Source organism: Burkholderiaceae bacterium DAT-1, assembly GCA_019084025.1.
Lineage (GTDB): Bacteria > Pseudomonadota > Gammaproteobacteria > Burkholderiales > Chitinimonadaceae > DAT-1.
On the sequence record JAHRBI010000005.1, the window covers coordinates 57,297 to 76,443 of the forward strand.

Sequence of the window (19,147 nt, forward strand, 5' to 3'; positions counted from 1 at the left end):
AAAGAAATGGGTGTCTGTTCAGACACCTCATTTCATCAAAAGTGCCTGAACCGTATCGTCGGATTCAAGAGCGAGATCATGCGCGGCCAGAATGCGGTTGTCTATAGGGCGAATCAGCTTGAGATTGAGAAAAACTTTCTCCGGTGCGACGACATACGTGCCCACGACAACCGCCTGCGCCTTTCGCTGTGTGCTGAGTTCCTTGAGTTCGCGGGTCAGCAGTAGCTCGCCCAACCCATCCTTCACCACCATTTTGCTACCCAGACGAATCTCTTCTACCGGAAAGCCATGCTGCGTCATCCGCGCCGACACCTGATCGGCCAGCATCCGCCCGAGGGTGGAGCTAGTCCCCAGATGATCCAGCTCGACAAAACTCGCTACGATAATGGGCGCATCCTTGGGTAACTCTGGCTTCAACCCCTTCAAGAGCGTATCTGTCGCATCGTAACTGGCCCGGACGATGGCATTGCTACGCCCGGATTCGTATTGCGCGCAACCGCCGAGACATACTGCAACGCAAGCAGCAATCATCCAGATTTTCATGATTTCTCCCCCGCCGTCAGTTTGAATTCTTTCACCGGTGTTGGCGGCTTAACCACCTCCGGCTTAGGTGGCTCATACTGGTATAGCGGCAATAGGCGCGTATCGAAGCCATATACATCACTGGAACGGAACACAAAGCGTTGCTTATCCATGAGCGCGGTATTGACGATGACTTCTTTCGCAGCAGAAACGGGCTGGATATTCAGTCGCAATACCAGCGGTGCCTTTTCATCCGCACTTACCTTCATTCCCAGCAAGGTCAGCGATGAGCCCAGCGCGTTGGCAAAGGCTTGCCCAAATGGCGTAACCGGCTCCGGTGCGAGTACCCGGATTTCCTGTGCAGCCATGACTTTATCCTGCGACGCTTTCTGCATCATCCGGTAGGCCACGTCATGCGCAACATCGGTCCAGTCGGCGGCATCCTTTAATTGGCGAACGGTTTTGGATTGCGGTACCGATGACTCGAACCAGTGTTGTGTCCAGGAAGGTAACTGCACACTACTGCATCCCGCCATCCACAGCGGAAATATGCAAAATGCGATACCCAGCAATCGACTATTGCGAATCATCCTGAAACTCCCCCATTTCTTCTGGATCGTAGCCGAGAAAGCGCAAAATATCGTTGCGCCGCCGCATGGCATCGCTATAGCCCAGTTCAATCAAATCGCGCGTGTAGCGCCGGTGAAACAGCAGGTAGGACGCCAGCACTGATCCCGTACGTTTCAGTGCCCCCAGTCCGCCCAGAATAAACCGCATCGTCCACGGAAAATGATTGGTGTGACGCGATGCAATCATTTCCAGTGGTTTACTGGGTGCGATTACCAGAATGTCCACCTCGCGCAGATTCACGTCGGCGGTTTGCTTGGTGGCTTCGGGAATAAACGAAAGTGTCCGGTTGACGCGCGCAATCCGCTCCAGATCCACTTCCATCCCGTCGATAAAGATGCTGTTCATCAAGTGGCCCGCAACCTGTGCCAGCGATGGGTAGTCTGGCGCGTATAGACGCTGGGCATTGGTTTCGCGCGGGGTGGACACGCCGATCACCAATACCTTTTTTGCGCCCAGATGCAGCGCAGGACTCATGGGCGCCACCTGACGCACCGAGCCATCACCAAAATATTCGCGATTAATCCGCACTGACGGGAATACAAAAGGAATGGCCGAGGTTGCCATTAAATGCGGGATGCCGATCTTGGTGCGCACGCCAAGCCGTTGCACCCGATTCCAGCCCTCGATGCTTTCGTGTCCTTGAAAGAATGACACCGATTGTCCGGAGTTGTAGCCGGAAGCCGTAATACTCAATGCATGCAAATGCCCACCTTCGATGGCCTTTTCGATCTCCTCGAACTTGACCATGTTTTCCAGTAGCTGCTGCAACGGTGTGTTATCCAGAAATGCGCGTGGATTTCGCCGCCCCATCCCCCCGGTAAACAGCGACACAATCCAGTGGAAAAACCGCTTGATCATGAAGCTGGCAGACGTCACATAAATTTGTTCGACATTGAGGTTTTTCCACAAATATTCCAGTCGGCAAACCGATTTGCGGAAGTTTGCCGCCCCCGCCGCGAGCGAAACGGCATTGATGCCACCCGCTGACGTACCACAAATGATCGAGAAGGGATTGTGGACTTTGGGCGGCAGCATTTTGGCGATCGCGCGCAGCACACCTACCTGGTAGGCCGCGCGCGCGCCTCCACCCGACAGGATGAGGCCGATTTTGTCTGGCTGGTGAATCGGCATGTCTTCCTCGATATTGATAGCTGCGCCGACTGTCGATATTCGGCGTGATCATGCTTGTTTTTTCAGCATAGTTCAGCAATCGATGCATTTCTCTATGTTGTGTTTCTGGTATAATCGATTTTTGTCGCCCAAGGATTCCTGCCATGCGTGTTATTCAGAAAGCCCTGACCTTCGACGACGTCCTGCTCGTTCCCGCACACTCAACCATCATGCCGCGCGAAGTTAGCCTTGCTACCAAGCTGACCCGTGATCTCACGCTGAATATGCCGCTGATCTCCGCTGCGATGGATACCGTGACCGAGTCGCGTCTCGCCATTGCCATCGCCCAGGAAGGCGGTATCGGCATCATTCACAAGAATATGTCTGCACATTTGCAGGCAGGTGAAGTGGCGAAGGTCAAGCGTTATGAATCCGGCGTGGTGAAGGATCCGGTCACCGTATCGCCCGATATGCTGATCCGCGACGTGCTGCAACTCACTCGCCAGCACAAGATTTCCGGTCTGCCGGTGGTGGACGCCAGTGGCGAACTGGTGGGTATTGTCACCAACCGTGATCTGCGCTTTGAAACCCGCCTCGACGCCTCTGTCGCCAGCATCATGACCCCCAAGGCCAAGCTGGTCACGGTCAAGGAAGGCGCAAGCATTGATGAAGCACGCGAACTGATGCACTCGCATCGCCTCGAACGCGTGCTGGTGGTTGACGACGCCTTCCATCTGAAGGGTCTGATTACCGTCAAGGATATCGTCAAGACGGTTGAGCACCCGCTCGCAGCCAAGGATTCGCAAGGCCGTCTGCTGGCCGGTGCGGCTGTGGGTATTGGTGGCGACACCGAAGACCGCGTCAGCCTGCTGGTTGAGGCCGGTGTAGACGTGATCGTGGTGGATACTGCCCATGGTCACAGCCAGAACGTGATTGATCGTATCCGCTGGGTGAAAAAGCACTTCCCGCACGTACAAGTGATCGGTGGCAATATCGCAACAGGCGCAGCCGCCCGCGCACTGGTCGAAGCTGGCGCAGATGGCGTGAAGGTCGGTATCGGCCCTGGTTCGATCTGTACGACTCGTATCGTGGCTGGCGTGGGTGTGCCGCAGATTTCTGCCGTGGCCAATGTGGCGGAAGCACTGCATGGCACCGGTGTCCCGCTGATCGCCGATGGTGGTATCCGCTTCTCCGGCGACATCTCCAAGGCACTGGCCGCTGGCGCACATTGCGTGATGCTGGGTGGCCTGTTTGCCGGTACCGAAGAAGCACCGGGCGAAGTCGAGCTGTATCAGGGTCGTTCCTACAAGAGCTACCGTGGCATGGGCTCGCTGGGCGCCATGACACAGGGCTCAAGCGATCGCTACTTCCAGGATGGCAAGGCGGCCGACAAACTGGTGCCGGAAGGTATCGAAGGTCGTGTGCCCTACAAGGGTCTGCTGACCGCAGTGATTCACCAACTGACCGGTGGCCTGCGTTCGTCGATGGGTTACCTCGGTTGCGCATCGATTGCCGCCATGCACGAAAAGGCTGAATTCGTCGAGATTACCTCTGCCGGTATCCGCGAATCGCACGTACATGATGTGCAGATCACCAAGGAAGCGCCGAACTACCACGTCGAATAAGTTCGACGCTGTTCGGTACCAGCCCCCGCGTGTCGGGGGCTGTTTCATGTACAGATCCGCGATTTAAGCGGATCAACCCGGATTGCTAGACCCTGTGGTCGGCAACCGCTAGAATCGTGGATCATTAAAGCGGAAGTGTTTCTATCCATGCAGGTTTTCCGAGGCGCGCCCTTTTCAGCGGCAGGCGCCTGCGCTCTCACTATCGGGAACTTTGACGGCCTTCACCTCGGGCATCAGGCCATGCTGGCTCGCTTGCGGGCCGAGGCACAGGCACGTGGTTTACCCACTGCAGTGCTGACTTTCGAGCCACATCCGCGTGAACTCTTTACACCGGACACAGCCCCTGCCCGTCTGACAAGCCTGCGCGAAAAGCTGGAACTACTGCGTGATGCGGGAATCGACCGTGTGTATGTCGCCCATTTCAATCGCGGATTTGCAGGTCTGGATGCCGAACGCTTTGCTGCGACCATTATTCGCGAGCAGATCGGCGCAGAGTACGTGCTGGTCGGCGATGATTTCCGTTTCGGCAAGGCACGTACAGGTGATATTGATGCGCTGACCCGCTTTGGTCAGCAGTTCGGATTTCACGCCGAGCATCTACCCGAAATTGCCCTGTATGGCACCCGTGCGTCCAGCACCAGTGTGCGCGACATGCTCGCCAGCGGCCGCATTGAAGATGCAGCGGACATGCTGGGTCGCCCCTACAGCATCAGTGGCCGGGTGATTCACGGCAACAAACTGGGGCGCGAAATCGGTTTCCCGACCGCCAATATCCAGATCAAACATAATCGTCCGCCTTTGCAGGGGATATACGTCACAGTCGTGCATGGCGCAGCCGAGACACCGCTCATGGGTGCGGCCAGTCTGGGATCGAAGCCAACCGTTGACTCAAGCGGCAAACTCTCCCTTGAGGTGTTCCTGCTGGACTTTAGCGGCGATCTGTACGGCAAGCATCTTCGTATCGATTTTCTGCACAAGTTGCGCGACGAAGTCAAATACACAGGGTTAGATCCTCTGATACGGCAAATCCATCAGGATGTTGCCGACACCCGCCAGTATTTCGCTCATCATGCGGAAGCGCTGCAGACACGAATTAGCATCCCTCGTCCGTGAGCGGGCGGGGGTAATGTAGTCAGTCAGACCGCAGGCAAGCGTGATTTGTCTGCGCCGCAGCAGATGACATCGACAAGTAGCACTTGTCAGCAAATGAATAAATATCGCCGGCAGGCCAGGCCTGTCGACACACAGAATTTCCAGAGATTGTGACCATGGCTGAACAAGCAAAAACCGAGCAAAACAAATATCCGGTAAACCTGTTGGACACCCCGTTTCCAATGCGCGGCGATCTGGCCAAGCGCGAGCCGGGGTTTCTGGCGCGCTGGCAAAGCAAGAAACTCTACGAGAAAGTACGCGCTAAGGCAGCCGGTCGTCCCAAGTTCATCCTGCATGATGGCCCGCCCTATGCCAATGGCGACATCCATATCGGCCATGCCGTCAACAAAATCCTGAAGGATATCGTCGTCAAATCCAAGACGCTGTCTGGTTTTGATGCTCCTTACGTACCGGGTTGGGATTGCCACGGTCTGCCGATCGAGCATCAAATCGAAAAGCTCATCAAGAGCGACAAGAAGGCCATCGAAGCCGCACCGGATATCCACGCCAAGATCGTCGCGTTCCGCAAGGAAAATGGACTGGACGAACGTGAAATCCGTCTGCCAGCCGACTTCGTGCGCACCATGTGCCGCGAATACGCTGAGCGCCAGATTGCCCGCCAGATGAAAGATTTCGTGCGACTGGGCGTACTGGGCGACTGGGACAATCCATACAAGACCATGGCTTTCGATACCGAAGCCAATATCGTCCGTACACTGGGTGAAATCCACGCCAATGGCTTCCTGACCAAGGGCCAGAAGCCTGTGCACTGGTGTGTGGAGTGTGGCTCCGCACTGGCTGAAGCCGAAGTCGAATACGAAGACAAGCACAGCCCGGCCATCGATGTGGCCTTCCAGTTTGCAGACAATGCTGCGCTCTCTAAGGCCTTTGGTGGTGTAGAAATCGGCAACACTCCTGCATTCGCCGTGATCTGGACCACCACCCCGTGGACCCTGCCTGCCAATCGCGCAGTCAGCGTGCATCCCGAACTGATCTACGACCTGATCGAAACCCCGAAGGGTCTGATCGTGGTTGTCCGCGAACAAGCTGAAAACGCCGTGAAGCGCTATGGCTTTGAGAGTGTGGAAGTCGTGGCACAGACTCAAGGTGCCAAGCTGGAACACCTGCTGCTGCAACATCCCTTCTACAATCGTCAGGTGCCGGTGATTCTGGGCGCCCACGTCACCACTGACTCGGGTACCGGCCTCGTGCATACCGCACCTGCACACGGTGTAGAAGACTGGTTGGTGGGGCAACAGTATCAGTTGTCCGACGAAAACCCGGTGGGCAATGATGGTCGCTACCACCCGAACGTGGAATGGCTGGCTGGCAAGTCCGTGTGGGAAGCCAATCCGCTGGTGGTCGAAAAGTTGACTGAACTCGGCTTGCTGCTGGCACATGAAAAGCTGCTGCACAGCTACCCGCATTGCTGGCGCCACAAGACCCCGATCATCTTCCGCGCCACCGCACAATGGTTTATCTCCATGGAGAAGCCGGGCAAGGCTGGTGTCACCCTGCGTTCACTAGCCAATCAGGCCGTGGATGCCACCGAATTCTTCCCGGACTGGGGTCGTCCGCGCCTCGAATCCATGATCGGCAACCGTCCGGACTGGTGCGTATCACGTCAGCGTAACTGGGGCGTGCCGATGACCTTCTTCGTGCACAAGGTGACGGGCGATCTGCACCCGCGCAGTGGCGAACTGCTGGAGCAAGTCGCGCAGCGCATCGAAAAGGCCGGCATCAACGCCTGGTTCTCGCTGGATGCGCGCGAGTTGCTGGGCGATGAAGCCGATCAGTACCAGAAGCTCAGCGATACACTGGACGTCTGGTTCGATTCCGGTTCGACGCACTTTGCCGTGCTGAAACAGCGCGAAGCACTGGCCTGGCCTGCTGACCTGTATCTGGAAGGCTCCGATCAGCACCGTGGCTGGTTCCAGTCTTCGCTGCTGACTGGTTGTGCCACCGTGGGCCGCGCCCCGTACAAGCAACTGCTGACACACGGCTTTACCGTGGATGGTCAGGGGCGCAAGATGTCGAAGTCGGTGGGTAACGTCATCGCCCCGCAAAAGATTTTCGACAGCCTTGGTGCTGACATGCTGCGTCTGTGGGTCGCCAGCACCGATTATTCGGGTGAAATGTCGATTTCCGATGAAATCCTCAAGCGTGTCAGTGATAGCTATCGCCGCATCCGCAATACACTGCGTTTCTTGCTGGCTAATCTGAGCGACTTCGACATCAACCAGCATGCCGTTGCCGTATCCGACATGCTGACGATTGATCAGTACGCCCTGCAGATGTCGCATGATTTCCAGACACGAACTCAGGCCGCCTACGATCGTTACAGCTTCCACAATGCAATGCAGGCTGTGCATGACTTCTGTTCCGAGGATCTGGGCAGTTTCTACCTCGATATCCTTAAGGATCGTCTGTACACCGTTCAGGCCGATAGTCCGAAGCGCCGCTCGGCGCAAACTGCGCTGTGGCACATCACCCGCGCGCTCGCGCTGTTGCTGGCACCCGTACTGAGCTTCACCACCGATGAAGTCTGGCAAACCCTGACCGCCAATGAAGACGAGCACCCGCTGTTGCACACATGGCATGATCTGCCCGCTGTAGCCAAAGGGGAAGCACTGGCTGCGGAATGGAATACGATCCGTACCGTCCGCGCCCAGATCCTGAAGGAACTGGAAGTGGCGCGCGAAGCCAAGACCATTGGCTCCAGCCTGCAGGCAGAAGTTGAAGTCACGCTGCCAGCTGCAGATGCCGCCATCCTCGCTAAGCTGGGTGATGATTTCCGCTTTGTGCTGATCACTTCGCAAGCCAGTATCAAGGTGGGCGAGGCCTTTGCTGTGGCGGTGAAGCCGTCGGAAGCCGCCAAATGCGATCGCTGCTGGCACTATCGTCCGGCGGTTGGTACCCATGCCGACCATCCGGGCCTGTGTGACCGCTGCGTGAGCAACCTGTTCGGTGAAGGCGAGGAACGCAGCCATGCATAAGGGAATGGTGCGCTGGCTGGTGCTGGCAGTTGTGGTGATCGTACTCGATCAGATCACCAAGCTGTATATCACCAGCCATTTTGCCTACGGCGAAGTGCTGCGCGTGCTGGATGTATTCAATATTACCTTTGTCTACAATCCGGGCGCAGCCTTCAGCTTTCTGCACGATGCAGGCGGCTGGCAGCGCTATCTGTTCACTGCGTTCGCATTGATTGTATCCGGCGTCATCGTCTACCTGTTGCGCAAGCATCACGAAGAAACGCTATTTGCCGGCGCAATCAGTCTGGTGATGGGGGGTGCGATTGGGAATGTGATTGATCGCATGGCCTACGGCAAAGTCGTAGATTTTCTGGACTTTCATTGGGGCTTGGCGCACTTTCCCGCGTTCAATGTCGCAGACTCTGCCATTTGTATTGGTGCAGGGCTGATGATTCTGGATGGTTTCCTCAAGAAGTCCGAGGAAAAGTCAGTGCAACAATAAGTTGAACCTGATGTGATCGTGCAGGTACACGGGGCGGCCATTGGCCGCCTTTTGTTTTGCCTGTTGCACATCCACACCACCTAGTCGCACGCAGTCAGCAATGCACATCAAACTGGTCTACAAATCAAGGTGATGCCGATACAAGATGCGGTGGTTTGTCACGATTGCGACTCGCCACCTGACACGAGGGGCAGCCATGGACACGGTATCGCACTCGGCCTGAGTGATCGATACCATTCAATCGGTACGCGATCATGACACTTCGTCTGACCTGCACGAGCTTTTTACCGGAGCGGCACCCCGCCTGGCGGGCACTTTCCGCATCAACCGAACTCGATTTTGGTCAGTATGGTGACTGGCCGGTTGCACTCACAGCGTCCGGCACACAGGATGCGCTGGCCTGGGTGCTATTTCTCGATGATTTACTTCCCTGGCACATTCATACACAAGGAAATCCTGACGCAGTACAGATCGCAATCGAGGCGATTGATCAGGCACTTGCCGCACTCAATCAATATCTACTCCAGCACACGACGCCGACGCTCGTTGCATGGCTAGGATGGCATACTGATTCCCTACTCCGCATGGCGCGACACCCTACAGTCTCGGTAAAGGTAGCGGCATATCTGCATGATGCGCTCTATGCAAAAGCAGCCGAGCATCGTCATCTGTATCTGCTACCGCTGGATATGGCATTTGCAGAAGTCGGACTCAGGCACTGTCTGGATAACCGAAACTTCCATTCCAGCCATTGTCGTCTATCACAGACGGGCCTCAAGGTACTGAGCCAAAACCTGGCAAACCTGCTCGGCCGAACCCGTCAGCCCGCGCGCAAGGTGCTGGTACTGGATTGCGACAATACCTTGTGGGGCGGCGTGATTGGCGAGGCAGGACTCAGTGGCATTGCACTTGGACAGGATGGGCTAGGTAACGCCTTTGTCGCCTTTCAGCAAGTTGCCAAGCGGCTTGCAGATAGTGGTACGGTACTGGCAATCAGCAGCAAGAATGAGGAAGTTGATGTCTGGCGCGTATTTACGGAACACGCGGGTATGGTGCTCAAGCGCAATGACATTGCCACTGCCCGAATTGACTGGCGCGAAAAATCGATCCATCTGCGTGAAATCGCCGCGGATCTGGATATCGGCCTGGATAGTCTGGTGTTCTGGGACGACAACCCGGTGGAGCGCGAAAAGGTTCGTGCTGCGCTGCCTATGGTGCTAGTTCCCGAGCCACCTGCCGAGGTGGTTGACTGGGCAGATGCACTTGCCTCGCTGGATGCACTGGCGCAGTTTGCCAAATCATCGGATGACCTGAAAAAAACCGAACAATACCGGGCGCGTGCTGCATTTGTCTCCGAGGCTCGCCATGCTGCCAGTGCCGAGGCATTTCTGGCATCGATCAATATGCGTCCTGCCGCACAAATCATCAGTGACTCGACACTGGGCCGTGCTGCGCAATTGTGCGCCAAAACCAATCAGTTCAACCTGCGCTTGATTCGATACGATGAAGCGGGACTACAGACTCGACTGGCAGAGCCTCGCACCATCGGTCTGCTGGCGAGCCTGAGCGATCGGTTTGGTGACCATGGCATCACGGGCATGGCACTGATCACCGAAACACGCGTGCCCGACATCGCCTTTCTGGACGCATTCCTCATGAGCTGCCGCGTCCTAGGACGTCATCTTGAGGCCTGGATGCTGTCACAACTGCGGGAACACGCGCAGGCGCTTGGTTATCGCTACCTGCTCGCACAGTTCATCCCGGGTGAACGCAATACGCCCGCCATGCAATTTCTACCGGAGCACGGTTTCACCGCTGTCACTGCACTTACTCCCGGTCACTACCTATCTGACCAAATCACGGCCGCGTTTACGCAAACTGATATCGGTACCTATTACTTTGTCGAACTTGCCCGGTGGCAGATTCCGCATCTGGAGGTCTTTCAACATGAATCGCCAGCAATTGCTTGAGGTCATCCGCGATACCTTTCCGGATGCCAGCTTCAACAGCGATGATTCCGCGCTTGGATTGGGCAGCTTTTCCCAGTGGGATTCACTGGGGAACTTCAATTTACTGCTGCAAATTGAGGAGGCCGCAGGCATCCGCCTAAGCAGCGAAGAAATCTCCGAAACCAAAACCCTTGCAGGCATCATCGCCTGTCTGAAACGGCATGGCGCATATGCAGATTGATGCACACAGCTTTCAGGAAGCCCTGACATCCTGCGGCATCCAGCCCGGCGACACCCTGATGCTGCACGCCGATGCGCTTGCTGCCATGCAGATTCGCACGGGAACACCGTCGGAAAAGATGGATACGCTGCTAGATGGGGTGCTGGCCGCACTAGGGTCAACAGGCACACTGATCATGCCAACGTTTACCTATAGTGCCACCAAGGGGGAGGTATTTGATCCCGAGTTGTCGCCCAGCACAGTCGGCCAGCTTACCGAGCTTTTCCGTTTACGATCCGGAGTAAAGCGCTCCGTCCATCCAATCTTCAGCGTGGCCGCATATGGTGCCAAGGCTGATGATTATGCCTGTAGCGTGACAGAAGATAGTTTTGGCCCGGGTACAGCTTTCGATCTGCTCAATCGGGACAATGCCTGGATTGCTTGTCTGGCGTGCTGTTTTGACCGGATCACTTTCGTGCATTACGTCGAGCAATATGCAAGCGTAGATTACCGCTTCTTTAAATCATTCCCAAGCCAGATCCTGCGCGATGGCCAGATCGAATCTGGCTCGGTTCGCTATCTCGTGCGCCATCTTGATCGCCAGACCGTGACGCATCTGGATACCCTGAAAACAGAGCTGCAACGTACAGGCCAGCTGCATACTGCCGACATTGGCCGTGCACAACTGTTATGCGTGCGCGCGCGGGACTTTCTGAATACCGCGCTGGGACTCATGAAACAGCAGCCCAATGTACTGATCGAGGAAGGCGCATGCCCGACCACGACATGAAATTTGATCACATTGGCGTATTTGTAACATCGCTTGAACTGGGCCGCACACATCTGGCTGCGATTCTGGACATTCATGAATGGACTGATCCCATTGATGATCCGATCCAGAAAGTCAGTGTGCAGTTCGGACTGGATTCCTCCGGCATTCGCTTCGAACTGGTTGCGCCCAATGGCGAGGGCAATCCTGTTACACCCGTTTTGGGAAGCGGTAAAAATATCCTGAATCATGTGGCGTATACCGTGCCCGATCTGGATAAAAAACTGGCAGAACTCAGAGCCGCACGCTGCATGCCGCTCGGCCCGGCTCAACCCGCCACAGCCTTTGACGGACGCCGCATCGCCTTTGTACTCACACCACTGCGCATGATTATCGAACTAATTGAATAAGGAATATCCCGATGAGTGAGACTGTCTGCCAGTGCCCTGTCTGTCATGGGGTACGCAACCGTCCCCTGCTGATGCTGAAGGACGCGCCCATATACCTGCATCCTGCAATCGCAGATGCGGATGTTCCCTTGCCGCACACACTGAACCTGGATTACCGGCAATGCCTCGCATGCGGACATGCCTTCCAGGTGAGCTTCGACATGGACATGCTGCGCCGGATTTATGAAAACCACTATTACACCCCCGCAGCCGAGGGTGTTGCGGTCGGTGCACGAAACGATTTCATGTCCTTCCTGCGTGACTATTGCCAGCGCAAGGGCTTTACGCCGGATCGCATTCTGGAAGTCGGCTGCTCGTCAGGCGAAGTTTTGCTCGATGTGCAGCTCGGTCTCAAGGCCGACATCGAAAAAGTGCTTGGCATCGAGCCCAATCACGATACTGCGCAGGCAGCCCGCAAGCACGGGCTGAACATTCTGGAAGCGTTTCTGGATGTGCCGCTTGCCAAGCAACTGGGGCAGTTTTCACTGGTCTATACCCGCCATGTGATCGAACATGTAGACGACCTGCCTGCATTCCTCGCCAGCTTGAAACAAGCCGTAGCAGCAGATGGCATCATCGTCATTGAAACGCCTTGCCTTGACGTTTGTTTACGCAATCAACGCGATATCGGCTTCCATGTTGAACATCTGCATCTGTTTTCCATGCAGTCACTTGCGCAGGCCGCACGTCTAGCGGGCTTGCACGTTGCTGCACTTGGGGAGACTTCGCTGGGTCACATGATTGCTGTCTGCACGCTGCAAGCCGGGGAATGTAGTATCCCTGTGACAGATCTCGTAGGCGATCTGCAAGCCTGTCACGATGAGCGCGTGACATGGTGGCAAACTCGTTTATCTGGCCGGAAATCGATTTTCTGGGGAGCAGGGAGTGCTGCCCGGATCCTCATGGCAGAAACAGGGCTCAAACCCGACGCTTTGCTGGATGGCAATCCGGGTAAGTCAGGTAAACAGTTTATCGGGATGAAGCAACCCATTCAGCTTGCCTCTGAATTCGTGCGCAAGCTGATTGAATCGGGGGAGGATCGTGACTACACACTGGTCGCCGCCTCCATGTTCTGCAAGGAAATCCGTCAGGACATGGACAAGATGGGCTGGAAGGGCGAATTCGTGAGCCTGTTTGATGATGTACATGCCGCGCCATGAGTGATCTCTCCTCCGGCTTTGACCCCATGTACCAGTGGGCATGTGATCTTTTCCCGATCAATCGCAGTATTACCGGGGAAGGCGTGCGCCAGACGTTACGGTACCTTGCGGAGCGATTGCCGGGTCTAACTACTGTCGAGGTGCCCTCCGGAACATCTGTATTTGACTGGGAAGTCCCGCCTGAATGGCATGTTCGTGAGGCATGGGTAGCAGATCTGGCAGGTAATCGGCTGATCGATTTTTCCCGCCATAATCTGCACCTAATGGGGTACTCGGAACCGGTAGATACCGTTGTGTCCAAGGAAGAGCTGGATACGCACCTGTACTCGCTACCCGACCGACCAGATGCCATTCCTTACACTACTTCTTATTACAAGCGACGCTGGGGCTTCTGCCTTCCACACGCGCAGCGTGCAAAATTACCCGAGGGGCCATTCAGGGTATACATCGATAGCGAAGTGAAACAAGGCAGTCTCACTTACGGTGAACTGATTCTGCCAGGCAAGTCCGATCGGGAAATTTTACTTTCCACCTATATCTGTCATCCATCTATGGCCAATAACGAGCTGTCCGGGCCGGTAGTGACCACCGCGCTGGCACGCTGGCTCATGTCTCTGCCTTCGCGTCGCTATACTTACCGCATTGTCTTTGTGCCGGAAACCATCGGCTCGATCACCTACCTTAGCCGCCACTGGGAACATATGCAGGCGAAAACGGATACAGGTTTTGTGGTGACCTGCATCGGCGATGAGCGCGCCTACTCTTACCTTCCGTCCCGACTGGGCAATACACTGGCTGATCGCGCTGCCCGGCATGTCCTCCACCATCTGGCGCCGGACTATAAAGCCTACTCATTTCTCGATCGTGGCAGCGATGAACGCCAATATTGCAGTCCGGGTATCGACTTGCCTGTGTGCTCCATCATGCGCAGCAAGTACGGCGAGTATCCTGAATATCATACCTCTGATGACAATCTCGACCTGATCTCCCAGGCAGGCCTTGAAGGTGGCTTTAACATACTCAAGGATACACTCAGCCTGCTAGAAGCCAATCACCGCTATCGCTGTACCGTCAGATGCGAGCCGCAACTTGGCAAGCGCGGACTCTACCCCACCTTGAGTACCCGAGATACCAAGCAGCAGGTTGCAGCCATGATGAATCTCATTGCCTATGCCGATGGCGAACATGATCTGATTGAAATTGCCGATCAAACTGGCGTATATGCCGGCGAGCTTGTCCCGATTGCCCTTCGGCTGCTTCAGGAAGGCTTGCTGGAGATCGTTAGCTATACTCAAACGACATCCTCCCCGGCCTAGTATCCAATTGATCAAAAGCAAGAAGCGCGCGGCCTATCTGCTGTGGCCGCTGTTTGCAGGAATCAGCCTTCCTGCCATATCCGTCGAGCTACCACGTATCCGTTATGTAGGCGCGGAGCAACCACCGTATCTGATCAAACAGGGACTGTCTGCAGGCGGACCATTTGCCGATCTATTCCGCCAGGTCAATCGTGAAGCCGGCATTCAGGACAGCTATGAGATTGTGCCCCCTGCGCGAGCCTATTCCGAGGCACAAAAGACACCCGACACCTGTGCATTGCTGATACTGCGCTCACCGGAACGGGAATCGCTCTTTACCTGGGTAGGCCCCATCATTCACATTACCGTTTCAGCGTATATCGCACCGGGTTCATTTGAACGTCCGCAAAGCTTCGACGATCTGCGCAGTGGCACAATCGGCATACTGGAAGGAGCAGCGTATAAAAAATTGCTGGTGGGTCAGGGTCTCACACCTGATGAAACATATCAGGAGATCAATAATGCAAAAAAGCTGGCCAGTGGGCGAATTAAGTTCTGGGTCACCAACCAGTTTGTTGCACGAACCATTAGCAAAGAGGCCAAACTACCCATGCCGGAAAAATCGCTGGATATTGCTGCTTATGACGTATACGTAGCATGCAATAAAAAGCTGAATGGCCGTCTTATCCAGAAGCTAAACGAACGGTGGGATGCTGCTCGCCGCAAAGGGTTACTGAAAGACATGGGCCTGTAAGCCTAGCTACCCAGTCGCCGTATGACCCATTTGCGGGCAGGTTCACCCAACCCCGACTCGACCACCTTTCCGAGCCATACGCATGCCAGCAATGCCGGTAAATATACCCAGCAGGTCCATTGCATGTCTTTGCCCAGATAATACCGATAGGTTTCAACAACGGGGATGACAATCAGCATATGAGTCAGATAGATGCCATAGCTGGCTTTACCCATCGAAGCCAGCCAGCCCAATCCCGGTACGCGCTCAGGGCGCAGCCAAGCAGAAGCCAGCACCAGCATGCCGCCGGCGGATAGCAATAGGTAATTGTACTGTTCGCCAAATATGCGCCAGGCCACATCGTCAAACACAAACACATTGATCAGCAACCCTCCGCCCATTATGGCGATGCAGCGTGCAAATGCCCGGCTCACCACCGGCCAGCGCGCAAAAACAAGCGCACACAGTACGCCCAGTGCGATCGCCGACATGCCAGGCAAATACGCCTTCTCCCGCCACACTTCAGCCTCAATGGCACCATGCGTAAACGGCATGGACAGCACCAGCGCAATCAAACCGCCAATCAGCAACCAGCGAGGCATCAACAGGCAGAGCAATGGAAAGGCCAGATAGAACACTTCCTCGACAGACAACGACCACAGCACATCCCAGGCAGGTGGCAGCCACATATTGGTGCGGCCTTCATACCAGTTCAGATGAAACGTGACGGCGGAAAACAGGGCACCACCCAGCGTCTGGCCGCTTTCACCCACAACAAAATTGGGCACCCCGACAAGATGCAGGATGGACAGCAAACCAAGCAGAGCAAGCAGTAAGGGTGTGATTCTGGAGATGCGCTGAATGTAGAACTGGCGCCAGTTGATATCGGCCAGCCCGCCATCGCGTTCCATCACCCGGCTCGTGATCAGAAAGCCGGAAATAATGAAAAAGATAAAGACCGATTCCCATCCATGAAAGCTAATGGCATCGCTTAGCCGCTTACCAAGCAGCAGGCCTAGCGGACTCTCTTTGAGCGGCAAACGAAACGGTAACGCCAGATGGTGAATGACGACGAATAAAATAGACAAGCCGCGCAATAGGTCGATCCCATGATTGCGCGTAGACGTATTGGAACTCAAGGCTCCCCCGATGGATAGTGTGATTTGCCGGGGGATTAAAACCCAAAGTAGAACTTATTGTCTAGAAGAAAGTTCGGGCCAAGCCACCCGCAGGTAATAGCCCATCGACCAGAGTGTCAGTAGCGCAGCTGCAAACAGGCACAGCGTCCCCAGAAGCATGGTAGGCACACCGGGGATAAAGTTATCGTGCAACAGCAGCAGCAAAATAGCGGCCATTTGCACTGTTGTCTTGATTTTGCCCACAAACGACACTGCCACGCTCTTGGACGCACCTAGCTGCGCCATCCACTCACGCAGGGCGGAGATGGTGATTTCACGACCAATAATAATCATGGCGAGCCACGCATCTGCGCGCTCTATCTGCACAAGGAGTATCAGAGCTGCCGCTACCATCAACTTATCCGCGACCGGATCAAGAAATGCACCGAATGCCGAGGTCTGGTTCCACTTGCGCGCCAAATAGCCATCAAACCAGTCGGTAATACCTGCTGCGGCAAACAAGCCTGCACTCACCAGATTTTTGGCGATTGGCGAAATAGAGCTGTTTGGCAAATAAAATACGCCAATAAACAGCGGGATCATCAAGATCCGCGCCCAGGTCAGCATGGTTGGCAAATTAAGCGGCATTCACATTCCGATAGTCTTGCAATGCCCTGCTCAGTGCAGGGCTTGATAAATTTTTTCAGCAAGCGCCCGGTTGACTCCTTCAACCTGACACAAATCATCAATACTAGCGGCACGCACGCCCTGTAGTCCACCAAAACGCGTCAGCAACTTCTGCCTGCGCTTGGGGCCCACACCTTCAATTTCTTCCAGACTGGACGAGACCCGTGTTTTTCCGCGTCGTGCGCGATGACCTGTAATAGCGAAACGATGCGCTTCATCACGAATGGTCTGGATCAGATGCAGTGCAGGTGCGTCGCGGCGTAATTGTATCGTCTCGCCGGTCGCGGGGACAATCAGCTGCTCGAGTCCGGGCTTGCGGCTCTCACCTTTAGCCACACCCACCAGCATGACATCGCCGATACCCAGTTCATTCATGACCTCGACGGCGACGCCAATCTGTCCCTTGCCGCCGTCAATCAGTACCACATCCGGCATCACTCCATCACCGGCAGCGATCTTGCCATAACGCCGCGTTAACACCTGGCGCATGGCTGCATAATCATCGCCGGGCGTGATGCCTTCGATGTTGTAATGCCGATACTCTTTAGGCTGCATACCCAGGCGGTCATACACCACGCAGGATGCCACCGTGGCTTCCCCCATGGTATGGCTGATATCAAAACACTCCACCCGCTGCGCAGAATCCGGCAAGCGTAGTGCTTCCTGAAAGCTATTCAGTCGTTCTAGCTGGGTCGACTCCAGCGTCAGGCGTTGTTCAATCGCCAGTGCAGCATTCTTGAGCGCCATGTCCAGCCAGACCTTGCGCTCGCCAATGGGATTCACCACGATGGCCACTTTACGCCCGGCTTGCTCGGATAATAGCTCGCTTAACACCTGCTGATAGATACCGGCATTGCAGATGATAATCGGCGGGATGGTTCGATCGAGATAATGCTGGCTTAGAAACGCATCCAGGGCGGCATCAACATCATAATCTTCGCCATGACTTGGAAACAGGCTACGATCTCCCACATGCCTGCCACCGCGAATCATCACCAGATTTACGCACACCATGCCGTTTGCCACTACACAGGCCGCGACATCCGCATCCAGTTCGGAACTACTCGATAGCACAAACTGGCGTTCCTGTACTTTGGCGAGATTCTGGATCTGGTCACGATAAATGGCCGCCTGCTCAAAATCCCATGCTTCCGCGGCGGTTTGCATGCGGGATTCCAGATCATCCATCAACTCGCTGGCTTTACCCTGCAAGAGTTGGGCGGCATTTTTGACATCCGCAACATACTGCTCACGGGAAATGGCCTCCACACAGGGTGCAGTGCAGCGCTTAATCTGATGCAAGAGACAAGGACGGGCGCGATTGGCGAATACGGTATCTTCACAGGTACGCAGCAGAAATACCTTCTGCAACAGCTGAATGCTTTCGCGTACGGCATAGCTATTGGGAAAAGGCCCGAAATACTGATTGCGTTTGTCCAGTGCGCCCCGGTAAAAAGCCAGTCGCGGGTATGCATGGCCAGTTAGCATCAGATAGGGGTAGGACTTATCGTCGCGAAACAGGATGTTGTAACGCGGACTCAGCGCTTTGATCAGATTATTTTCAAGAATCAGCGCTTCAGCTTCCGATCGCACTACCGTCGTCTGAATGTCCGCTACTTGCCCCACCATCAGACGGATGCGTGGCGACAGGTCGGACTTCTGAAAGTACGAACTCACCCGCCGCTTGAGATCAATCGCCTTGCCGACATACAGGACATCACCTGTCGCCGACAAAAAGCGGTACACGCCGGGCAGATTCGGCAGAGTCTGCAGAATAGGTTTAGGATCAAAAACGAAGGACATCAGGACGCTCGCAGCTTAATGCGTCACTGCTGCAGGTAAAGGTGTGACAGGCTTCTGTGGAGCAGGCGTGGCACCTGTTTTGGGCGCAGCCAAAATCTGGAAAAAGATTTCGTCTTCCCGCACCATGCCGAGTTCGTTGCGGGCGCGTTCTTCAATGGCGTCGGTGCCATTTTTTAAGTCGCGCACTTCTGCATCCAGCGCACCGTTTCGTGCTTTCAGCTTGTCGTTGACCGCTCGCTGATCCTTCAGTTGCGCCTCGATTTGCCATACCTGTAGCCAGCTGCCCTTTCCAATCCAGAGCGGCCATTGCATCACAACAATCAGGGCGGCAAAAATAAAAGCGAGCAATCTCATCGAATGGCGATCAAATAAAAACAGGGGCAGCAATGCCGCCCCTATTGTGCCGTAAAACCTGTTCAATCATCCAGCATATTTACTGGTAAATGTG

Annotated in this window: 18 protein-coding genes; 11 read left to right on the forward strand and 7 right to left on the reverse strand. The window is 55.2% G+C overall.

Annotation, left to right across the window (positions count from 1 at the left end; all coding sequences use genetic code 11):
- Positions 1–27: 27 nt before the first annotated feature.
- The 3 genes from KSF73_11225 to KSF73_11235 are packed head-to-tail and all read right to left on the reverse strand — an operon-like array spanning position 28 to position 2,283.
- Positions 28–543, reverse strand: coding sequence for a hypothetical protein (locus tag KSF73_11225; GenBank protein MBV1776282.1), 516 nt, complete (start codon positions 541–543; stop codon positions 28–30).
- Positions 540–1,112 carry a hypothetical protein gene (locus KSF73_11230; protein MBV1776283.1) on the reverse strand — a complete coding sequence of 191 codons (573 nt, stop codon included), beginning with the start codon at positions 1,110–1,112 and terminating at the stop codon, positions 540–542. Before KSF73_11230 ends, KSF73_11225 begins: the two co-directional genes overlap by 4 nt.
- Positions 1,099–2,283, reverse strand: a complete 1,185-nt coding sequence (locus tag KSF73_11235) for a patatin-like phospholipase family protein (protein MBV1776284.1) — start codon at positions 2,281–2,283, stop codon at positions 1,099–1,101. The genes KSF73_11230 and KSF73_11235 overlap by 14 nt, the downstream gene beginning before the upstream one ends.
- A 143-nt stretch (positions 2,284–2,426) precedes the next feature.
- On the opposite strand from KSF73_11235, the gene guaB reads away from it, so the two are divergent.
- The 11 genes from guaB (at position 2,427) to KSF73_11290 (ending at position 15,112) form a co-directional block, all read left to right on the forward strand.
- On the forward strand, positions 2,427–3,887 hold the full coding sequence (gene guaB, locus KSF73_11240) for an IMP dehydrogenase (GenBank protein ID MBV1776285.1): 1,461 nt from the start codon (positions 2,427–2,429) through the stop codon (positions 3,885–3,887).
- Positions 3,888–4,034: 147 nt separating this feature from the next.
- On the forward strand, positions 4,035–5,000 hold the full coding sequence (locus KSF73_11245) for a bifunctional riboflavin kinase/FAD synthetase (protein MBV1776286.1): 966 nt from the start codon (positions 4,035–4,037) through the stop codon (positions 4,998–5,000).
- 155 nt (positions 5,001–5,155) lie between these two features.
- Positions 5,156–8,035, forward strand: coding sequence for an isoleucine--tRNA ligase (gene ileS / locus KSF73_11250; GenBank protein ID MBV1776287.1), 2,880 nt, complete (start codon positions 5,156–5,158; stop codon positions 8,033–8,035).
- Positions 8,028–8,516 (forward strand): signal peptidase II, encoded by a 489-nt coding sequence (gene lspA / locus KSF73_11255; GenBank protein MBV1776288.1) that lies wholly within the window; start codon positions 8,028–8,030, stop codon positions 8,514–8,516. The genes ileS and lspA overlap by 8 nt, the downstream gene beginning before the upstream one ends.
- Before the next feature lie 254 nt (positions 8,517–8,770).
- The gene (locus KSF73_11260; GenBank protein MBV1776289.1) at positions 8,771–10,486 is read left to right on the forward strand and encodes an HAD-IIIC family phosphatase; all 1,716 of its coding nucleotides are present in this window, start codon (positions 8,771–8,773) and stop codon (positions 10,484–10,486) included.
- Positions 10,464–10,706 (forward strand): acyl carrier protein, encoded by a 243-nt coding sequence (locus KSF73_11265; protein MBV1776290.1) that lies wholly within the window; start codon positions 10,464–10,466, stop codon positions 10,704–10,706. Before KSF73_11260 ends, KSF73_11265 begins: the two co-directional genes overlap by 23 nt.
- Positions 10,687–11,475: an AAC(3) family N-acetyltransferase gene (locus tag KSF73_11270; protein ID MBV1776291.1), complete on the forward strand. Its 789-nt coding sequence runs from the start codon at positions 10,687–10,689 to the stop codon at positions 11,473–11,475. Before KSF73_11265 ends, KSF73_11270 begins: the two co-directional genes overlap by 20 nt.
- Positions 11,457–11,864 carry a VOC family protein gene (locus KSF73_11275; GenBank protein ID MBV1776292.1) on the forward strand — a complete coding sequence of 136 codons (408 nt, stop codon included), beginning with the start codon at positions 11,457–11,459 and terminating at the stop codon, positions 11,862–11,864. Before KSF73_11270 ends, KSF73_11275 begins: the two co-directional genes overlap by 19 nt.
- A gap of 11 nt (positions 11,865–11,875) precedes the next feature.
- Positions 11,876–13,063, forward strand: coding sequence for a class I SAM-dependent methyltransferase (locus KSF73_11280; protein MBV1776293.1), 1,188 nt, complete (start codon positions 11,876–11,878; stop codon positions 13,061–13,063).
- Entirely contained in the window at positions 13,060–14,379 is a 1,320-nt protein-coding gene (locus KSF73_11285) for a DUF4910 domain-containing protein (GenBank protein ID MBV1776294.1), read from the forward strand. The genes KSF73_11280 and KSF73_11285 overlap by 4 nt, the downstream gene beginning before the upstream one ends.
- A 7-nt stretch (positions 14,380–14,386) precedes the next feature.
- A complete protein-coding gene (locus KSF73_11290; GenBank protein MBV1776295.1) occupies positions 14,387–15,112 on the forward strand; it encodes a transporter substrate-binding domain-containing protein in 726 nt (241 codons plus the stop codon).
- Between the two features lie 2 nt (positions 15,113–15,114).
- Here the strand turns inward: KSF73_11290 and KSF73_11295 are convergent, their stop codons facing one another.
- Genes KSF73_11295 through ftsB form a run of 4 tightly spaced genes read right to left on the reverse strand, consistent with a single transcriptional unit; the run spans position 15,115 to position 19,053 of the window.
- Positions 15,115–16,230 carry an acyltransferase gene (locus KSF73_11295; protein MBV1776296.1) on the reverse strand — a complete coding sequence of 372 codons (1,116 nt, stop codon included), beginning with the start codon at positions 16,228–16,230 and terminating at the stop codon, positions 15,115–15,117.
- A 54-nt stretch (positions 16,231–16,284) separates the two neighbouring features.
- The gene (pgsA, locus tag KSF73_11300) at positions 16,285–16,857 is read right to left on the reverse strand and encodes a CDP-diacylglycerol--glycerol-3-phosphate 3-phosphatidyltransferase (protein ID MBV1776297.1); all 573 of its coding nucleotides are present in this window, start codon (positions 16,855–16,857) and stop codon (positions 16,285–16,287) included.
- 30 nt (positions 16,858–16,887) lie between these two features.
- Positions 16,888–18,699: an excinuclease ABC subunit UvrC gene (gene uvrC / locus KSF73_11305; protein MBV1776298.1), complete on the reverse strand. Its 1,812-nt coding sequence runs from the start codon at positions 18,697–18,699 to the stop codon at positions 16,888–16,890.
- Positions 18,700–18,714: 15 nt separating this feature from the next.
- Positions 18,715–19,053, reverse strand: a complete 339-nt coding sequence (gene ftsB, locus KSF73_11310; protein MBV1776299.1) for a cell division protein FtsB — start codon at positions 19,051–19,053, stop codon at positions 18,715–18,717.
- Between the last annotated feature and the right edge of the window lie 94 nt (positions 19,054–19,147).